Source organism: Psychrobacter sp. 2Y5 (assembly GCF_051847375.1).
Taxonomy (GTDB): domain Bacteria; phylum Pseudomonadota; class Gammaproteobacteria; order Pseudomonadales; family Moraxellaceae; genus Psychrobacter.
Window position 1 is genome coordinate 172,489 of record NZ_JBPYDA010000001.1, and the last position, 18,976, is coordinate 191,464.

Annotated in this window: 15 protein-coding genes; 3 read left to right on the forward strand and 12 right to left on the reverse strand. The window is 44.6% G+C overall.

The features are described 5' to 3' along the window. Positions 1–9: 9 nt before the first annotated feature. Positions 10–540: a hypothetical protein gene (locus tag ACS8E3_RS00690; protein ID WP_439240179.1), complete on the reverse strand. Its 531-nt coding sequence runs from the start codon at positions 538–540 to the stop codon at positions 10–12. Positions 541–904: 364 nt separating this feature from the next. After that, positions 905–3,709: a preprotein translocase subunit SecA gene (gene secA / locus ACS8E3_RS00695; protein ID WP_439240181.1), complete on the reverse strand. Its 2,805-nt coding sequence runs from the start codon at positions 3,707–3,709 to the stop codon at positions 905–907. A 220-nt stretch (positions 3,710–3,929) separates the two neighbouring features. On the opposite strand from secA, the gene mutS reads away from it, so the two are divergent. The 3 genes from mutS (at position 3,930) to fdxA (ACS8E3_RS00710) (ending at position 7,680) form a co-directional block, all read left to right on the forward strand. After that, positions 3,930–6,899 (forward strand): DNA mismatch repair protein MutS, encoded by a 2,970-nt coding sequence (gene mutS, locus ACS8E3_RS00700; RefSeq protein ID WP_439240183.1) that lies wholly within the window; start codon positions 3,930–3,932, stop codon positions 6,897–6,899. Positions 6,900–6,991: 92 nt separating this feature from the next. Then, positions 6,992–7,315 carry a ferredoxin FdxA gene (gene fdxA, locus ACS8E3_RS00705; RefSeq protein ID WP_439240185.1) on the forward strand — a complete coding sequence of 108 codons (324 nt, stop codon included), beginning with the start codon at positions 6,992–6,994 and terminating at the stop codon, positions 7,313–7,315. A 41-nt stretch (positions 7,316–7,356) separates the two neighbouring features. Further along, a complete protein-coding gene (gene fdxA, locus ACS8E3_RS00710) occupies positions 7,357–7,680 on the forward strand; it encodes a ferredoxin FdxA (RefSeq protein WP_439240187.1) in 324 nt (107 codons plus the stop codon). A gap of 79 nt (positions 7,681–7,759) precedes the next feature. Here the strand turns inward: fdxA (ACS8E3_RS00710) and ACS8E3_RS00715 are convergent, their stop codons facing one another. From ACS8E3_RS00715 to ACS8E3_RS00760, 10 genes are all read right to left on the reverse strand, one after another. Next, positions 7,760–9,265 carry a fused MFS/spermidine synthase gene (locus ACS8E3_RS00715; RefSeq protein ID WP_439240189.1) on the reverse strand — a complete coding sequence of 502 codons (1,506 nt, stop codon included), beginning with the start codon at positions 9,263–9,265 and terminating at the stop codon, positions 7,760–7,762. Between the two features lie 140 nt (positions 9,266–9,405). After that, positions 9,406–9,768: a type IV pilin protein gene (locus tag ACS8E3_RS00720; protein ID WP_439240191.1), complete on the reverse strand. Its 363-nt coding sequence runs from the start codon at positions 9,766–9,768 to the stop codon at positions 9,406–9,408. Positions 9,769–9,934: 166 nt separating this feature from the next. Then, positions 9,935–10,321, reverse strand: coding sequence for a type IV pilin protein (locus ACS8E3_RS00725; protein ID WP_439240193.1), 387 nt, complete (start codon positions 10,319–10,321; stop codon positions 9,935–9,937). A gap of 325 nt (positions 10,322–10,646) precedes the next feature. Next, complete coding sequence (locus tag ACS8E3_RS00730; RefSeq protein ID WP_439240195.1) at positions 10,647–11,072, reverse strand: type IV pilin protein; 426 nt, start codon at positions 11,070–11,072, stop codon at positions 10,647–10,649. A 2-nt stretch (positions 11,073–11,074) separates the two neighbouring features. Further along, positions 11,075–11,647: a type IV pilin protein gene (locus ACS8E3_RS00735; protein ID WP_439240197.1), complete on the reverse strand. Its 573-nt coding sequence runs from the start codon at positions 11,645–11,647 to the stop codon at positions 11,075–11,077. Between the two features lie 15 nt (positions 11,648–11,662). Next, the gene (locus ACS8E3_RS00740) at positions 11,663–15,799 is read right to left on the reverse strand and encodes a PilC/PilY family type IV pilus protein (protein ID WP_439240199.1); all 4,137 of its coding nucleotides are present in this window, start codon (positions 15,797–15,799) and stop codon (positions 11,663–11,665) included. A gap of 62 nt (positions 15,800–15,861) precedes the next feature. Further along, the gene (locus tag ACS8E3_RS00745) at positions 15,862–16,803 is read right to left on the reverse strand and encodes a hypothetical protein (RefSeq protein WP_439240201.1); all 942 of its coding nucleotides are present in this window, start codon (positions 16,801–16,803) and stop codon (positions 15,862–15,864) included. 17 nt (positions 16,804–16,820) lie between these two features. Further along, positions 16,821–17,867: a PilW family protein gene (locus tag ACS8E3_RS00750; RefSeq protein WP_439240203.1), complete on the reverse strand. Its 1,047-nt coding sequence runs from the start codon at positions 17,865–17,867 to the stop codon at positions 16,821–16,823. Continuing rightward, entirely contained in the window at positions 17,867–18,433 is a 567-nt protein-coding gene (pilV, locus tag ACS8E3_RS00755) for a type IV pilus modification protein PilV (protein WP_439240205.1), read from the reverse strand. Before pilV ends, ACS8E3_RS00750 begins: the two co-directional genes overlap by 1 nt. Beyond that, a complete protein-coding gene (locus ACS8E3_RS00760) occupies positions 18,433–18,849 on the reverse strand; it encodes a pilus assembly FimT family protein (RefSeq protein ID WP_439240659.1) in 417 nt (138 codons plus the stop codon). Before ACS8E3_RS00760 ends, pilV begins: the two co-directional genes overlap by 1 nt. Between the last annotated feature and the right edge of the window lie 127 nt (positions 18,850–18,976).

Consider the following 18,976-nt stretch of genomic DNA (forward strand, 5'->3'; position numbering starts at 1 on the left):
CTACAACTATTAATCAATCTCATCACATTGATAGGTATTAACGTCAGACTCGCCTTCACTAGCCGTACGGATAACGCCGGTCTCACGCTCTTGATGCGCGACACGCCACTGAGTAAAGCCTGCGCTACCATCGATCGTTGTCGTGCCTTCGTAGACTTCTGGGTTAGTGCCTTCATTGGTTTTATTGACCGTGACCGTTCCTTTATCTGTACTCAAAACGGCTTCATTGCTCTCGTCTTTATAAGTGACGTCAACTTTTAGCTCAGGCGCACATAAATAAGTGATTTGAGTGATTCCAGTGTTCACCTCAGCGACCGTATCGTCTTGTACTTCATTGAGCGTAGCATCAGGAGCGATGACGGTATCATTAGGCTCAGCAGGTTCCGCTGACATTGGCACTGCTTGCTCAGCGGCAATATCTTCTTCTAAGCTTGGTTCAGTTTCAGGCTCTTGTTGGCAAGCGCTGAGACTAATGACGCAAGCGAATACTCCGGTCATCATTGCAGACGCTCGTAACGATTTTGATAATCCTAGGCTCATGCCTATCTCCTAAATGTGTGTGCTGAAAACTGACAGTGTCAAATACTTAAGCTTATAACGATAAGGCTCATATTGATACGGTTTACAATAATCAAGCTTATGATGATTTAGCGTGTTCAATACTATAGCTTGTCTCTCTTTGTGCGCCTATATCGGATTTGTAAACAAGCGGCTCTGCTTTTAGCCAAATACAAACCAGCTATAAGTGTTATTAGCTATCGGCTTTATATTAGCAAATAATTTACTGAGTTTTAAAGTAGATTCAGTAAAAATATCAGTAAACAAAGCGGCGCCTACAAAAAAACCCTCATCTACGACAGGTGAGGGTTGATAATAGCAATAAACGATTTAAGCATTAGACTGCTTAGATTTTGCCATGACACTGCTTATACTTCAGGCCAGAGCCACAAGGACAAGGTGCGTTACGGCTAACGTTCATATTGGCATAAGGGTTACCCTTTGCGCCATTAGCAGCGCCCGCCCCTGCCACTGCAGCACCAGCTAGATTAGCACGCGCAGTCTGCGTTTGGTTTTGGCTTTGATTGGGGTTGCGGGCGGCGGCTTGTTGCTCATTACCGGCAAGGCCACTCGCATCTTTATGCTCAAACTGCATTTGCATACGCTCAGCATCCGCGCGTTGCTGTGCCTCTAACGCTTCGATCTCTTCTTTAGTCGGAATGTGCACGCGTGATAAGTCTTGTACCGTTTCCGACTTGATAGCACCAAGCATCATTTGGAACAGCTCAAACGATTCGCGCTTATACTCTTGCTCGGGATTTTTTTGTGCATAACCGCGCAGATGAATGCCCTTTCGCAGCTGATCCATTTGCGTCAAGTGCTCTTTCCAGTGTTTATCTAGGCTTTGCAGCATAAAGTGACGCTCGAGCTGCGCCGCATCTTTTTCACCCATTTGCTCACGGCGACCATGATAATGATCTAACGCTGTCTCAATAATCTTGGCCCTTAGACCCTCTTCATCGAGACGACGATCTTCGTCTAGCCAATCATTGACCGGCATATAGAGCTTAAACTCGTCTTCTAGCTCATCTTCAAGCCCATCGATATTCCACTGATCATCGATAGAGCCTGGCGGTATAAATTGGTTAATCATCGCGTTATAGACATCGTGATGCATGGCTTCGATAGCTTCTAACAAGTCCATATCAGCGAGCAAATCATCACGCTGACCATAGATGACTTTACGCTGCTCATTGGCGACATCATCGTATTTGAGCAGGTTTTTACGGGCATCGAAATCGCGGCTTTCTACTTTACCTTGTGCGTTTTCGATAGATTTAGAGACCATCTTATGCTCGATAGCTTCGTCTTCTTTGAGGCCCATCGCCTTCATCATATTGACCACGCGGTCACCGGCGAAGATGCGCATCAGATCATCTTCTAAGGATAAGAAGAAGCGTGACATACCTGGATCGCCTTGGCGACCAGCACGGCCGCGTAGCTGGTTATCGATACGGCGTGATTCGTGACGCTCAGAGCCGACAATATGTAGGCCGCCAGCCGCGACGACTTGATCGTGCTTTTCTTGCCACTGGGCTTTGAGGCGCTGCATTTCGTCCGGGCTCACCGCCTCTGGGTCTTCGATAAATGACTCCCAGTTACCGCCTAGGATAATATCAGTACCACGGCCCGCCATGTTAGTAGCGATAGTGACCGATTTTGGGCTGCCCGCCTGCGCAATGATATCGGCTTCGCGCTCGTGCTGCTTGGCATTTAGCACGTTATGCTTGACGCCTTCTTGATCGAGCAAATAGGACAGCTCCTCTGAGGCTTCGATAGTCGCTGTACCGACTAGCACCGGTGCACCTTTGGCCTGAATCTCTTTGATCTCGCGGATGATACCTTGATATTTGCCTAATTTGGTTAGATAGATCTGATCATCCATATCAATACGAGCGATCGGCTTATGGGTTGGGATAACAATAACGTCTAGATCATAAGTGGATTTAAATTCTGCCGCTTCAGTGTCTGCAGTACCGGTCATGCCAGATAGCTTGTCATAGAGACGGAAAAAGTTCTGGAAGGTCGTCGTCGCCAGCGTTTGGTTCTCGGCTTGAATCTCGACACCTTCTTTGGCCTCGACCGCTTGGTGCAGACCCTCTGACCAGCGACGGCCCGGCATCGTCCGGCCTGTGTTTTCATCGACAATGACCACTTCGCCCTCATCAACGATATAGTGGACGTTTTTGACAAAGACATGATGGGCGCGAATAGCGGCTTGCACGTGCGCTAGTAGCGGCAGGCGGCTGGGACTATAGAGACTCTCGTTTTCGCCAAGCTCGCCGACTTTGACTAAGAAGCGCTCAATCTTTTCATAGCCTTTTTCGCTGATCTCAATCTGGCGGTTCTTCTCATCGATCCAGAAGTCTTCGTCTTCGTTCTCTTTATTGGCTTCTTCATCTTTTGAGCGTATTAGCAGCGGAATAATGGTATTAATCAGTGCATACATGCGTGAAGAGTCTTCCGCCTGCCCTGAGATAATCAGCGGTGTCCGCGCCTCATCGATCAAGATGGAGTCAATCTCATCGATAATACAGAAATTTAGCGGACGCTGTTTTTTCTCGCTCAAACTAAAGACCATATTATCGCGTAGATAGTCAAAGCCGTATTCGTTGTTGGTACCATAAGTGATATCCGCTTGATAGGCGTTAACCTTTTCTTGCGCGGGCTGCTGCGAGTAAATAACCCCGACTTTTAGACCCAAAAAGTTAAATAACGGCCGGTTTAAGTCGGCATCACGCGCGGCTAGATAGTCGTTGACGGTGACTAAGTGCACGCCTTTGTCACTGATAGCGTTAAGGTACATAGCGAGGGTTGCCATCAAAGTTTTACCTTCACCGGTCTTCATCTCAGCGATTTTACCTTCGTGCAAGGTAATACCACCGATCAGCTGCACGTCATAATGACGCATACCAGTAATACGCAGTGAGGCTTCACGGCAGACGGCAAACGCTTCTGGTAATAGCGCATCAAGGCTCTCGCCGTTTTTATGCCTATCCTTAAACTCCGCCGTCTTTTGCTGTAATTGCTCATCAGACAGGGCTTGCACGCCAGCCTCATGGGCATTAATCTTAGTGACCACTTTGCGCATACGCTTGAGCTCACGGTCATTTTTGGTGCCAACCACACTGCCTACAATCTTTGATAACATAATTTTTTAACCTATGGAAATATTCAATAATTAAAGCGTGTAAGCCAACATTTAGCTTGACGTTTTATTATCACCCAATTAAGTGTTTCGCCATTATATATGGTTATGCTGCTGATGGATACAAGGGCAATGACTAGATATTCGCTACCATCAATTACCCTGTGTCGTGTTAAAATAGTGGTTATTTTTTACTTTAGCGAAGCCCAATAAGAGATGATGAATGCCTGTTAAACCCATTGATTCTAGTTCTGACTCCAATGCCCTATTAACCATTGGCGATACCGTCTTTGACTTGGCGCACCATACACCGATGATGGTGCAGTATCTAACCATGAAAGCCAGCTATCCAAACGCTTTATTATTGTACCGGATGGGCGACTTTTATGAGCTGTTCTTTGACGATGCCAAACGCGCCGCGCAGATATTAGACATCACTCTCACCCGCCGTGGTAACGATAAGGCCGGTAATAACATCGCCATGGCAGGCGTGCCCTTTCATGCCGCCGATAGCTATATGGCGCGGCTGATTGCCGCTGGGCAAACCGTCGTGGTCTGCGAGCAAATAGATGAATCAGCCAGTCATAATACGCCCGTGCTCGCTGATAAACAAAAAAAGAATGCCGCTACTACGCCGAATAATGGCATCATGCGCCGCGAGGTGGTCAAGACCTTGACCGCAGGTACCATCACTGATGATGCGCTCATTAGCGCCGGCTCTACACCAACCGTTGTCGCCATCGATATTAAGGCGGACTTATTAACGCCATCAAAGACTAAGAACAGCAAACAACCACTACAAGCCGCTATCAGTCAGCTCGACTTGGCCGCCGGCACGCTGACCACGCAGACGCTAACAGTCGCGGACTCAGCGGACTATGCTGAAGCTAGCGCCCAACTACAAACGCAAATGCTCACCGTACTAGCACGATTTGCGCCCAGCGAAACGATAGTCAGTGAGACTATCGATGAGCAGTGGCTCGCTTGGCTGCGCGGTCAGCTAGACTGTCCTATTATCGAGGTTGCGGCTACTGATTTTCACCCCGATCATGCTGCCGCTACCCTCTGTGAGCAGTTTGCTGTACAGCGCCTTGATGGCTTAGGTATCAGTCAAGCGCCGCTTGCGCAAACCAGCTGCGCGGCGCTCATTCATTATGCGCGGCAAACTCAGCAGCGGCAAATACCGCAGGTCAATCAGCTCATCGTCGAGCACAGCGACGACTATCTCATCATCGATGCCGGTAGTCAGCAAAACCTTGAGTTATTCACCCCAGTGAGTAGCAATGGCACCTCGCTAATATCCGTGCTCAACCAGTGCCAAACGCCGATGGGTAAGCGCTTGCTGGTGCAGCAGATGAAGCGGCCGCTACGTCAGCATACGCGTATCAATTTACGTTTGGAGGCGATAAGCGCGCTATTGTCAGCCAATCATACCACTTCACATTCAAACAATTCTGCCTTAGTGATTGAGCTGCGCGATACGCTAAATACCATTGGCGATATCGAGCGCATAAGTAGCCGTATCGGTCTGATGAGCGCTAAACCGCGCGACTTGCGTAAACTCGCTGATGCTATTGCTAGTAGTCTGCAGCTCGCGCGTTTATTAACCGCCTCTGGTATCGAAGCTGAGCAAAGCGGTCTATTACCGATGCTGATGCAACAGCTGCCCGACCACTTACCTGCCGTGCAGCAGGTCGCGGAGCGCATCGAGCGCGCTATCATCAAAGAGCCGCCGGCGCATATTCGTGATGGTGGTATGCTAGCAGCAGGCTTCGATGCTGACCTCGATCGGCTAACGCACTTGCACGATAATATTCAAGCCACCCTCGATACGATGGCAGATAGCGCGCGGCAACAATATAACCTGCCGAGTCTAAAAGTCGGCTTCAATAAGGTCAGCGGCTTTTATTTTGAGCTGCCAAAGATGCAAGCTCAGCATGCTCCAACACATTTCATCCGCAGGCAAACCCTCAAAAACACCGAGCGCTTTATCACCGAAGAACTAAAAGAGCTAGAGACCGAATACCTAAGCGCGCAGACTTTAGCGCTAGCGCGTGAAAAGCAGCTCTATCAGCAGCTGCTTAGCGAGCTGAGCGGTCATCTCACCGAGCTACAGCAACTCAGCGCCGCCGTAGCGCAGCTCGATGTGCTCGTCAACTGGTCCGACTTGGCAATGACTTATGACTGGCAGCGTCCGGTGATGATAGATGACAACGCTCATATTGATGTAAAAGCCGGACGTCATGTGGTGGTCGAAGCAGTATTAAATAAGGCGAACCCTCACAGCCATGCGACTAACCGTTTCGTCGCTAATGACTGTCAATTAGGCGCAAGCGAATATCCTGAGCGCTTACTACTGATCACTGGGCCCAATATGGGCGGCAAATCCACTTATATGCGCCAAACCGCGCTGATTGTACTGCTCGCGCACTGTGGTAGTTTCGTTCCGGCGCAGAGTGCTCATATTGGCGATATCGATCGCATCTTTACCCGTATTGGCTCGGCAGACGATCTGGCCGGCGGCAAATCCACCTTTATGGTGGAGATGATAGAAACAGCAAATATCTTAAACCAAGCCACCGATAAATCATTAGTGCTGATGGATGAAGTCGGACGCGGTACGGCCACCACCGATGGTCTGGCAATTGCCCATGCTTGCGTCAATAAGCTGTTAGAGATTGGCTGCTTAACCTTATTTGCCACTCATTATTTTGAGCTGACGCAATTGGCGCAGCAAAATAAGGCGATTCGTAACGTTCATGTCGCCGCCAGCGAAGTCGATGGTCAATTATTACTATTACATAAAATCAAGGACGGCGCCGCCAGCTCTAGCTTTGGCCTGCATGTGGCAAAAATGGCCGGTATCCCTAAGGCAGTACTCGCCGATGCCCAGCGCTATCTACTCGATACTCTCACCGCGAGTACCGCTGCTAATGTTAACAAAGCCGAGCACACTGATGACAAAACTGACTTAACTCATTCCGTAACGGATAAACGTCAGCAGCGCTATGACCCTCATGCAAAGACCAACCTCAATAATTCTTCTGAGCAAGAACCTAAACCCGTAGATATTCAGCAACAAAATCAATGGCTTGCGCTACAAGAAAAGCTAGACCATATGGACCCTGATAGCCTAACACCCAAGCAAGCGCATGATATGCTCTATCGCCTCAAACAACTCATTAGTCGTTAAAGGAGTTTGTGGAAACGGTATAAAAGCGCTAAAATATGCGATATTTTCGCTATTTAGCATTTAAAAGTCCAACCAATAACAGGTAGCCCTCTATGACCTTTATCGTTGCAGATAACTGCATCCTTTGTAAGCACACGGACTGCGTGGAAGTCTGCCCGGTAGATTGCTTTTATGAAGGACCGAACTTCTTAGTCATTGACCCAGACGAGTGTATCGACTGCGCCCTCTGTGAGCCTGAGTGTCCAGCCAATGCCATATTCTCAGAAGACGAAGTCCCTAAAGGGCAAGAAATCTTTATTGAGCTGAACGCCGAGCTGGCACAAAAGTGGCCGAATATTACCGAGATGAAACCGCCCATGCCAGAAGCAGAAAAGTGGGACGGCGTCGAAGGTAAGATTCAGTATTTAGAAAAGTAGATTATTTAACCAATAGGCGATTCACTAGCAGGTAGTCCGCTATGACCTTTGTCGTGACCGATAACTGCATTCTTTGTAAGTACACGGACTGCGTAGAAGTCTGCCCCGTAGACTGCTTCTACGAAGGGCCAAACTTCTTAGCCATCGACCCTGATGAGTGTATCGACTGCGCCTTATGCGTGCCTGAATGTCCTGCCGAAGCGATATTCGCTGACGATGAAGTGCCCAAAGATCAATTGATCTTCTTCGAGCTGAATGCCGAGCTGGCACAAAAGTGGCCGAACATTACCGAGATGAAAAGTCCCTTGCCAGAAGCAGCAAAGTGGGACGGCATTAAAGGTAAGATCCAGTATTTAGAAAAGTAGCTAGATTATAAATAAAGCGTTTTGATGAGAATTAGGCTGTGGCTTTTGCTACGGCCTTTTTTTATGGCATAAATGGTATTTACATCGCCCGATAATAATAGCGATCCAATCTTGGCACGTCATCGGTATGCAGCGCTTGCGAGGGGTTAAAGAAGGCCGCTTGCGCAAGCTTGACGCTGCCCGGACAGGCAAAGTTACAGAGCATAATGTTCTGTATCTCATCGCGGTTATGTTGGTTCGGTGTGGTCTTGGTGAGGATATAAGCGTCATCGCCAAACACTTGCTGCCAGTTGTTAAATAACGTCTGGCTATAGCCGTGCTCTACATTGGCCTTGCCGATCATGTTGGCCATGATATAGCTGCTATTGTTCTGAAACTGGCGCAGTGCCTCGATAGTGTATAAATTCCCTGCGACATGCCGCCCTTGAAAGGCATCTATTAGCATAAAGTCATAGCTAGCATCTCTATTACGGGTCAAAAACCCACGCGCATCATCACCGATAAACTCAATATTCGGCGCTATCGGCGCTTTTAAGAAATGCGCTTCAACGATCTCTGGCAGACCTTTATCAATATCGATGACGGTGAGCGCCATCTCAGGGTTATGATGCGCCACTTCGCTAGGCGTGCCCATCCCTGCCCCACCAAGGAAGACTAAAGTCTCAGGTTTGATGTTCTCAATGGCTTCGACGGTGATTTTGCCGTACCAATGGCAGTTCTTCTTAGATAGATATATCCAGCAGCTACTGGTAGTCTGGCCGGGTTTATCGGTGATAGTCACCGCTAATTGGTCATCGATGACGGTTTGTTTGATAAACCAAGCGTTTGTTGCGGTTTGATAGCCGGTATCGACTTTATTTAGGGCAATAAAGATCAAGGTCACCAGCACCGCCGCTAGCGCGAGGCTGTAATTCATGCGATGGGTCGATAAACTCAAAGACTCATTGCTATCGACTTGCACGGCAAGGCGGGTAGATAAATAAGCGCTAATCGCTAAGGCGGTAATAAATAACGCGAGGCTACTCATAAGACCGATATAAGGCAATAATAATATCGGCGTCAGCGTCGAACCAAGTACACTGCCGACAGTGGTAATCGCCACCATCATGCCCGCGTTCTTGCCAGCATCGACGCCCTCAGCGTTCTCATATTTGAGCGATAAAAACTGGGTAATCAGCGGAATAGCAGTTGAGCCAAAGGCGAGTCCTACGCCGAATAATAGCCCGACACCGATAGCGGCAATGATAGGACTATCGATACTGGCGGTCATGGCCGCAAGCAGTGGCAGCTGAATAATACAAGCGATAGCGTGGGAGATAGCGGAAAGAGAGAGCACATAACCGGCCTTTAGTAGCGCCTGTCTTGGGGTGTGGATCTCTTGCGATAGCCTACCGCCATACCAGTAACCGACGGCAATGGCGATGAGTACCATCGCGAGGATGACGCCAGTGATAGAGATGGAAGAGCCAATATAAGTGGCAGAGATACGAATGGCATAAATCTCAATCCCCAAACCGGCAAAGCCTTCGAGTAGCGCGATCGCGAGACAAACGCCTAACACCTTTTTTTGCATAAAATGAGTCATCGTTATACTTTGGATGTGGTGATTTTACACTATTGGATGTTAAGCGTGTTTAGGAAGTGGTTGTTTGGTTTGGGCGGTGTAGATGAGGTGAGGTGGTGGTTTGGTTTTTACAAAATTTAGGAGCTTTGAGGTAATATAAATTAGGATAGTCTACGACATGGTGTACCAGCTGGTAGATTACATTCGATAGTTGCTGTCGATGGCGCTACAGCAGTTGCTTCAATGATTTGTCTAGTCGCTAATGTCCATCCTGAGGCATCAGTGATTGTTTGGCAAGCGCTCGTTACTGGAGCTACAGGAACCGTAGCAGGATCTTCATCAGTTAGGGCATAATACACTTCATTGGTATAGCTCTTTGCTTCCATCAAGCAGGAATTACCGTATGCCTCTCCTATATAGCCCTGATAGACAGGAATTGCAATTGCAGCTAATACCCCAATGATAGTCACTACGATCATTAGCTCTATTAAAGTAAATCCGCGCTGTACCGATATTGATGTCATGGTTTTCTACAGTTTTATTAGCTTGTTCAAAAACAAGCACGAACCATGCCATGATTAAATCACTTTATAATAGTTTTTCATTAACTCATCTATGTAGTATAAAAAAAGCCAAATAAAGTATTTGGCCTTCTTAAGCAATATTTTTAAATAGATAAAAAATTGATTTTTATTCAGCTTCAGCTAATGTGCAGTTAGCACTTGCATCACAAGTTACAGTACCGCCACCTGGTGTTGGAGCAGTAACTGACCAACCTGGAGCACCATCAGCGATTTCTGGATCATCACCTGTAGGTGGTAATTCTCCTTCACCTACTACTGTTGGGCCGTCTTCAGGAACTTCACAAGCTGACCAAACTGGTGGTTCCATTGGTTGTTGAGATGAAAAAGAAATCAACTGTGCATTAGCGATGGCTTTAGCTTCGCCTCTACATGCCGTATTGCTTGATCTTTCAGTATAACCTTGATAAGCAGGAATCGCGATCGCCGCTAGAATACCGATGATCGCAACAACGATCATTAGTTCGATTAAGGTAAAACCTTTTTGTGTGTTCATAAGAACTCCTTAGGGTGGTATAGAGACAGTCGATTATAGTACGACCTACCTTTAATTTACAGATTAAAATTAGCTGTTACGCCTCTCTATATTGATTGCATATAATATGCCAAAACTAAAAAATGACGGACGTAGTAGGAAATTACGGGTTTTACCCCTATTTTTACCATTTATCATGATAATTCGACCGCTTGCTAGTGTAGCGTTAACATAATGTTACTGTCAACCTGCTAATTATTGTCAGTTCAGTCACTTAATATAATAAAGCGTAACCTTGGCTGACGTTTTTTGTCATTGGTACATCAAGCAGTGCAAAAATTGTCAATTACTGCCATTCACCCTCTAAACCGCAGCTCGTATCTCGGCATTTTAGCCCTTGATGATTGAGCGTAATATTGCCATCGCCTGCCATTCTACTTCCTGTTACTGGAGTCGCTGTGATAGTCCACTTAGACGTTAAAGGATTAGGAGTAACCGAGATCGTATATAGTGCTGTTCCTGTACTGGGATAACTACCTCCTAAACCTGTAACTAGCGCATTGCTGTAGCGACCTTGAGCCAGTTTGCGACTCTCAATAGTAGTAGCAATGTTTTGTAGCTCATTCATCACATCAGCGCGATTGGTTCGCTCAATATACCCTTGATAGCTCGGATACGCGATAGCAGAGATAATACCGAGGATAGCGACTACTATCATAAGCTCTATGAGCGTAAAGCCATGTTCAGTAGCTTTATCTAGACTGTTAATCACTTTTACCACTCTCCTTGATTGGTACCACAGCTGGTAGCCGTTATCAGCACTTTACTAGTATTCTGACAACGCACACCACTACTAGTCATTAAAAAATAATGACCGTATTTTGTAATACCAGAGTCCTTGGGTTCAGCCAGCATCTTCCATGTCCTACCTGTCACATTATCGACACCTGCCGTCGCCACCAATGACTTAGTAGGACTACTGCCATCGACTAAAGTAATCTTATAGCTATAATTGGCAGCCGTACTACCGCTAGGAACATAAATTACTGTATTGCCCTCATCATATTGATAGACTATTTTATCATTACTATCGATATTTCTTGGCAAAAAGCCTTTATAAGTAAGCGCCGATGCGCGCCAGCGATCAAGCTCTAGTTGTAGCTGCTGCATCTTCGCCTGTACATTACGCTCAGCATTGACCACTAGATACTGACGATAGCTTGGCACTGCGATAGCCGCTAGTACGCCAATGATGAATACTACAATCATCATCTCAATAAGCGTGAAGCCTCGATGAGATTTAAGAGACCTCGTACTATTAATCACTAGTGTAGATATATTATGCATAGCTATCTTGCCCTTTTAATCAGGAGATTTTTCGTACCAGCGCTGAGGGTAGAGCTTATAGCCACTCATATTACCGAATATACCTCCTGACCCCATTCCTGCTGCATTCGATAGCTTACCACTACCATCAAACTTATGAGGTATTACATTAGGGCCATCAGCAGCAGGGTTTCTGGCATCGTATTCAACACGGTTATCGGAGACGACCTGCTCAGCGAAAGTCTGATTCCCTATAAGGACTTGTACATTGGTAAAATCTTCACTGAACGCGCCTAGAGCGAGCTCCTGTATACCTTTGCCTGCTCGCACGAAGCCACCAGTACCATTTTTAGAGCTAGTAGCATCGCATATACCCCAAGGCAAGCAATAAAGCTGACGCTCTGAGCCGCCCACGACTTGCGCTGAGCAAGTGTTAATTGTCGTATCATACTGCATCTCAGGGCTGTAGGCGGTCATATAGTAGATACCGCCCATTGCCAACCCATCGCCCATACTCTTGACATTCTTAATATTAGAGTACCCTTCAAAGTAAGTTAATGGGTAGCTCCAACCAGAGAAGACTCCGCTTTTCATCGCTGCTAAGACTCCTGCTTTAGTTTTTGCTACTGTTGGAGCGCCTAGAGGCGTAGTTACCTTATCGAAAGGTAGTGAGGCAAGCTTGTCTAAAGTCAGCTCATTAACTTTGAGCTCAAAGCCATTACCGTATAAGTTACCATCGACTAGATCCCTATCTATAATGCCAAATAGTCGATTAGCCTCTGATAGGTCACGATTACGCGACAATGGACTACTGCGGTCTCCTGAGGCAATGTTGACTACCGCTGTACGCTTACCACTAGAACCCTCAGCATCAAAGAAGCTTACTGAAGGCTGAGCATAGAACCGATACTGCAAACCTTTATTGGCAAGGTTTTTGGAGAGATTATCACTAGTACTATCGCCACTGGCATTCAGTACTCGGCTTACTCGGCGTACAAAAGTATTGACCCCAGCTGTGGAGCTAATACTGCTTCCATTTTGCAAATCGACTCGATAAAGCTGACCTCCTAAATCACCAAAATATAAATGATCTACAAGTCCATCATTATCACGATCTAATGTCGTAATCTCACTTACTATACTGTGTTTCATCGAAGTAACACTGACATTTTTGCTGCCTGTCGTCTCACCTGAGATAGAGACGATAAGATCTCCGGTTTTAGCGTCGGCAATGTAAACTGCGTTACCTTTTGCTTTAGAGATATTACAGTTGGCGAATTTGTTAGTAGAGTTCAGTTTAAAGGTGGGATCTTCATAACATTTATCATAGCCACCACCGAATATAATCACCTCTTTTATAGCATTAGTACCTGTACCTATTTTGATCTTTCCTGCTACAGGTTTGGACATTACCATCCCTATTCGGCTATAGCCTGAAACTCCAGCATCGATAGCAAAGAGCTTTTTAGGGTCACTAACTTTACTGACATCTAAGCCATATAGACCTACGCCGCCTTTACTCAGTCCCCCATAGATTCTCATGCTACTGGCAGTCACTTTGCCACTGCCATCAGCGTTAAACTTATAATCATACTTACCCGTGGTCATCCAAGGAGCATCGACACCGAATACAGGAGGGTTGTCCTTTGCTACATCAGTACTGACTGCTCCTAGTTTGAGTGCCTTTAACTGCTCTTTAATGAGTTGTTTGGGTATAAAAGCTAAGCTTTCCTCACCCGTTTCTGACTTGGCTATATGTAGTGCACCCTCCATAGAACCAAACATGACATAGTCCTCACGATCGCTATCATCAGTCGAGATTTGTCCTGCATCGGCGTCTATCGTCGTAGGATCCGAGTCGGTATTTTTTTCGGGTGAATTAATTTTACCCCCATAGCTGACAAGCGTAGGCTCTGAATGCAATACTCCGCCCAATACTTTGACTTCGCCACTAGGAGTAGTTATCAGTTTTTCAAGCTCAGTCTCTTGACTACTAGCTTCTTTGATTTTTTTGATGAGTGCTGCATCGATTGCAATGTCATAGCCTAAAAAGCTTAGCAAGTATAGCTTTTGTTCAGCTCCATAACTATTGTCTAAATCTGCAAACCCTACCAGCTTACCATTAAGTACTGATACCTTTTTGAGTCCCGATCCACTCTCTACATAGACCGACCGAGAGGAATTATTAGCGGTAGTGGGGGATTTTAGACGAGCATAAAAGCCGCCAGCAGTTATTCGATCATTGACATTGACCGTCTTGCCGTTCGCATCGACTGCTTTATAGTTTTTGGTACTCCATAAGTCGCGAGCATTGGGATTTAGCTCTGCAGGGAACTTTTTGCCAGTAGTGTCTATCTTGCCATCTTTGTCCATACTGACATAAAGCCGAGTATCCGCATCATTTCCAATGGCGGATTTACCATAAAGCGTGCCTTGATTGACCTGATACTTTTTAAGATTACCTGGCCATACTAGTAAATTACTACCTACTTTTGGCTCAAGCATGGGTAGATAAGCATAAGGTTGAATATTCTGAGCGCTTAGTGGATCTTGAGGAATAGTAATCGTACCAGAGGGAATACTGGCTAAATCATTATCAAGTTTAGTAACAAAAGATAAAACACTATTTACAATATCTTTTGAATCTTTGGCGTAATAAAAACCGCCTTTACCAAAACCGCCTACACCTGTAAAGCCACTAAATCCTGTATCAAGGTCCTCTGACTCCATACCTAAGTTGCAAGAATTACGCGCATCTGTGTCATTCAGAAGATCACAGCGGTAGTACTTTTTTTCATAAGGCGTACCATCAGACAGCAGTGCCTGTACAGACTTGTAGTTTTTGGAATCATTGAATACATTGAAACTACTACCAAAACCGACCATAGCGGTTTTGACCCCTTTACTCTCTTCTAATGTTCGAGCATAAGCACCAATACAGTCCCATCTCGCTTCGTTCCCTCCGCTAGCTCCTGAGTTGCTCATAAGGTTGTTACATTGAAAGCTACTATCATTCAAAGAGGGACGCATCATTGTCTGAGTGTAACTAGCGCCGTTATTCGGCTCACCATCTGTCAGTAGATATATACCAGTGCCCGCACACTGTGAACTTTCAGGTTTGATATAGTTACTACTATTGCGTATAACGCCATCTATATCAGTATTCAAGAATCCGCTATACGTATCAGTACCAGCAGAAGTATTATTACCCAGTACATATGCGCCTGCTTCTGCAAAGGCTCTAGCCGTTGGTGTACCACCATAAGGGTCTAAATCTGCTACATATTCTCTGATGTCATCTTTATGGTCATCGTCTAAAGGCTTTGCGGCAACACCTACTTTACCGTACCTACCACCATTGTAGCCGTAAGAGCCTACTCCTACATTGATATCTTCATTCATTTTTGGATTACGTAGTAGCTTAAATACAGCAACTTTTAGTGCACTCATCCTATCTAAGCGCCAGTTGGTTGGCACATCACCTGTTGCAATCTCAGCTACTGTACGCGTATCTTGAGCACTGGTATCGATGCAATAAGTAATATCATAATCTTCCCCATCATCATCGCGCTCTTGACTAATAAAGTTATCCTTAAACCCTGTAGGATAACCATTACCAATTCCACTAGATGGGTTGATATAGCTGTTAACAGTCGCTAGGTCATAGTTACTAAAATAGCAAGGCTTACCGTCTTTACCTGTTAAATTAGGAGTGTGATAGTCATATGTTGTTTTTACAGTATCAGTAACGATGGTTTCCTTCCAATAACCTTCTCTACAGCCAAACCACCCATACCTAGTACAAATGTATTCTCTTTCTACTCTGTCTATGTATTCTGTTATGATATAAGGGGCTTTTTGATAATCTAAGCTACCATAGTCAATCCATAGACTGTCTATTCTTCCATAACCAGATCTATAAAAATTACCCATACTGCCCGATTTATCAAGCATTAGCATAACTGTTGGCTGAGACTCGCCAATAGGAGGCTGATAAATGGAGAGATCACCCAAAGTACTATAGCTCGCCACTCCTTTTAAATCATAGCTAACTGCTGCATGACTGTGAGTAGTAGCAAGACTAATAGCAGACAAAGCTACTACCAATGCTGAGACTCTAAAGTTGGTCTGAGCAGTAGCCGGTAATACTGACAATAAGTTAGAAGCTTTCATAGGGTACTCCTTGGAGTATAATTTTTAAGCAAGAACGAATAAACTTGTTGTAGTTAATCGTCTCATTTTGGAGCGCCAGAAGCAGAGATATTTAGTAGCTTCTGACACTCTGTACTAATCTTATTACCGGCTCCACCTTTACCATAATCTAAGCACTTTTGCGGAGTAAGCAAATTCTCCAATTTAACATCTTCAACTAAGGTTTTTGCTGGTATGCCTTTGCTAGCCAAGCACTGCGTCAAGGTCTGGTCATAGTATTTTACGACGTCGTTATTGTCTTTGTCTTTTTCAGTATAGCCGTAATCAGCGGCATTTTGATTGGGTTTTTTTAGACATTCTAATATCTCTTTTTCGCTTGCTTGGGTCATTCCTGGTAAGAATGAGGTACTAAATAAGCGAAAGTTTGGTGAGCTACTGGTGACATTAGCGGTAGTAATTGAGCGTTGTGTCGGTACATATTCAAAAGGCTCTGAGGCGAGCATATCACTACTAGGTCTGGTCACTGCGACTTGCGTCATGACATTATTACGGGCACTACTAAAATCTTCAGCATTACTCACTCGGCAAAACCCACCTGAGCTGGTAGTCCCTGTGACAAGCTTACTGCCGCCACTAGGGTCTATCACTGTGGCCTCATTAAGCCGAAAAAAGTAGTCACCGCGAGGTCGATAACAAAATACAATTTGATCGTTTCTATTTTGTTCTGCTCCTAAGTTCATAAAATAACCAAACATTCCCGCTGAGCTAAGTGCAATACTTTTTTGTACCACAGCCTTTTTATCATCATTATCTATATTTACCACTTGTTCTATACTTTTATTAGTATTGTCAGCCGTATTCAACATTAAGGTATCGGCTTGCTCACTAGTAGTTAGTCTTAAGTCAGTCGTACTGTTTCTTACTGCTATAGCCCCTGCTAAAGTAATCAATATTAAAAACAATAAAACCACGATCAAGGCAACACCTTGCTGACTACTATTGGGCATAGATGATATCTTTTTCATGGACTTATACCTTCTAATTAGAGATTTAGCCTAGCGTTACGTAAAGCAATTTCATTTTGAACCGCAAAACGCAAATACTTCTTTTCTACGTCTGTAGCATCAGTTTTGAGTTTTATAGTTTTACCAAAAACTGAAAATTCATTATTCAGCTCAGAGGTTTGAACCACACTATTAGAACGTATAATACCGCCAACTTTTAAAGAGATAATTTCAGGTTTATTGACCGCAGCTTTATACTCTTTAACCGTATAGTAACGAATATCAGGACCCTCTTTAGTTCCTAGCAAAATGTCAAAATAATCCATGTGCTGAATAATTACCTCACCTTTATCTCCAAAGTCTTTTATTACATTCTTAGCTGTAAACACAGTAGTAGCCTTTCCTGCTCTTCCTTGTTCTGCATAGTTATCCATATCTTCCACGATATACTTACCAGCATCACAGTACAAAGATAGCTGATTGGGTTTAGTAGCATCTTGAGCTTGTAAGTAGTAGCGCTCTATAACTATTTGCCCATCGATAATCTTTTTAACTTTATTGAGATTAACTTCTCTAGGTCCTAGCGCCAGATTACCTTCACAATCATACATATCCTGAGGTGCTCTGAACTGAATAGTTAGTTGTCCACTCGGAGTATTAGTCGCGGTTTTTGCTGACCATTGATTACCTGTGCCTACAGTTGTCATATCGCCAGTATTAGTCAATAAAGTAAGAGGAACGTCTTTATTGCCAGACAGCTTTATGCCCTTTAGGTTGCCTGTTTGAGTCAAAACTATACCTGACCCTTCACTAGTATCATCAACCTTTCCCGCTAGTCCTAGGTTTGCCAAACGAATATGATCTTCTATAACTGGTAAGCCAAAAACATTGGAATCAATGATACTTGATCCTGCATCTTGCAAAGTTGCTGATCTAACATTAGCTAGATAAACTTGCATAACTGCTGCCGATATCAATAGTCCTAACACTAAGGAGATCATTAGCTCTACTAAAGTAAACCCTTGCTGAATATTAGCTCTATTAGCAGTCAGTTTTTTGGATATGTTTGATAAAAAAATTGGCATCAATAAGCCTCCATAATAAAGCAGGAAGAGGCAGGCTTGTAGCTTCCACTCGCATTAGTACATGAAAAATCACTGTCAATCATAGTGGGTTTAGTCTGATTCCATCCAGCAACAATACATTGTCGTTGATTAACGCCACTGGTGTTTGGGCAAGTTTCTATATTTAATACAATATCTTTGGTACATGTCGACTTTATGATAGCACCAACATTATATTTAACCATTTCTTCCGCGGTACAATTGTCAGTATTACAGTTTTTAGCTGAAGCAGCATATGAGTTTGCCTTTGTACAGTAGGTACTGACAAAATTATCACTAGAGCTACTGCTTTTATATATATCATTAACCTGCTTTTTATAAAGCAGACTACTATCAGGTAATATACGCATACTTTCTGATAAAGACTTTATTGCAGAGATTGATTGAGTACGCATTAGACTCTCATCAGTAGCTTTTACAGCACTTAATTGCATAGCACTGAAACCTAGAACAGCAACAGCTAGTAGCAATAAGGCTACCATCACCTCGACTAAACCTATACCTCTTTGAAGTGTAAAACCACTCATCAGCAGGTTCCCCCTACCTTGATAACTATATTGCCTGTGCTGCTAACTTCAATCTGGCGAGAGGCTCCTATAGATTTACTATCACAGATAGTATAAGTCATTACATCAGCCGTATTGTTAGGTCTAAACTGAATACTAGTAGTAGCTGATTTTATGGTGCTTTCTACGTCGTATTTGTAGCTAGCAATAGTAGCAACTACTTTGTTTGAAACTATGTTCTGAATATTTAACACTTTACTACTATTGTCATATTCTAAAGTTAGCGGTTGCCGAAGAATACGACTCTCTACTTTCGCCTCTTTCAAAGCATTAGCAAGTGTAGCCGTCGTCGACTTCACCCGCTGATTGGCAAGTTGCGTACTCATATTAGGCGCGGCAATACTAACGATAATGGCCAATACCGCAATCGTCACCATCAGCTCAATCAGGGTAAACCCTGCCGAATTTTTATTGTTATAAGACGAGTTAGATATAGCGGCTTTCACATCCAAGTTCTACAATCCTTAAAGTCTTAGTTAGCTACGATTCGTTCACTTACAACTA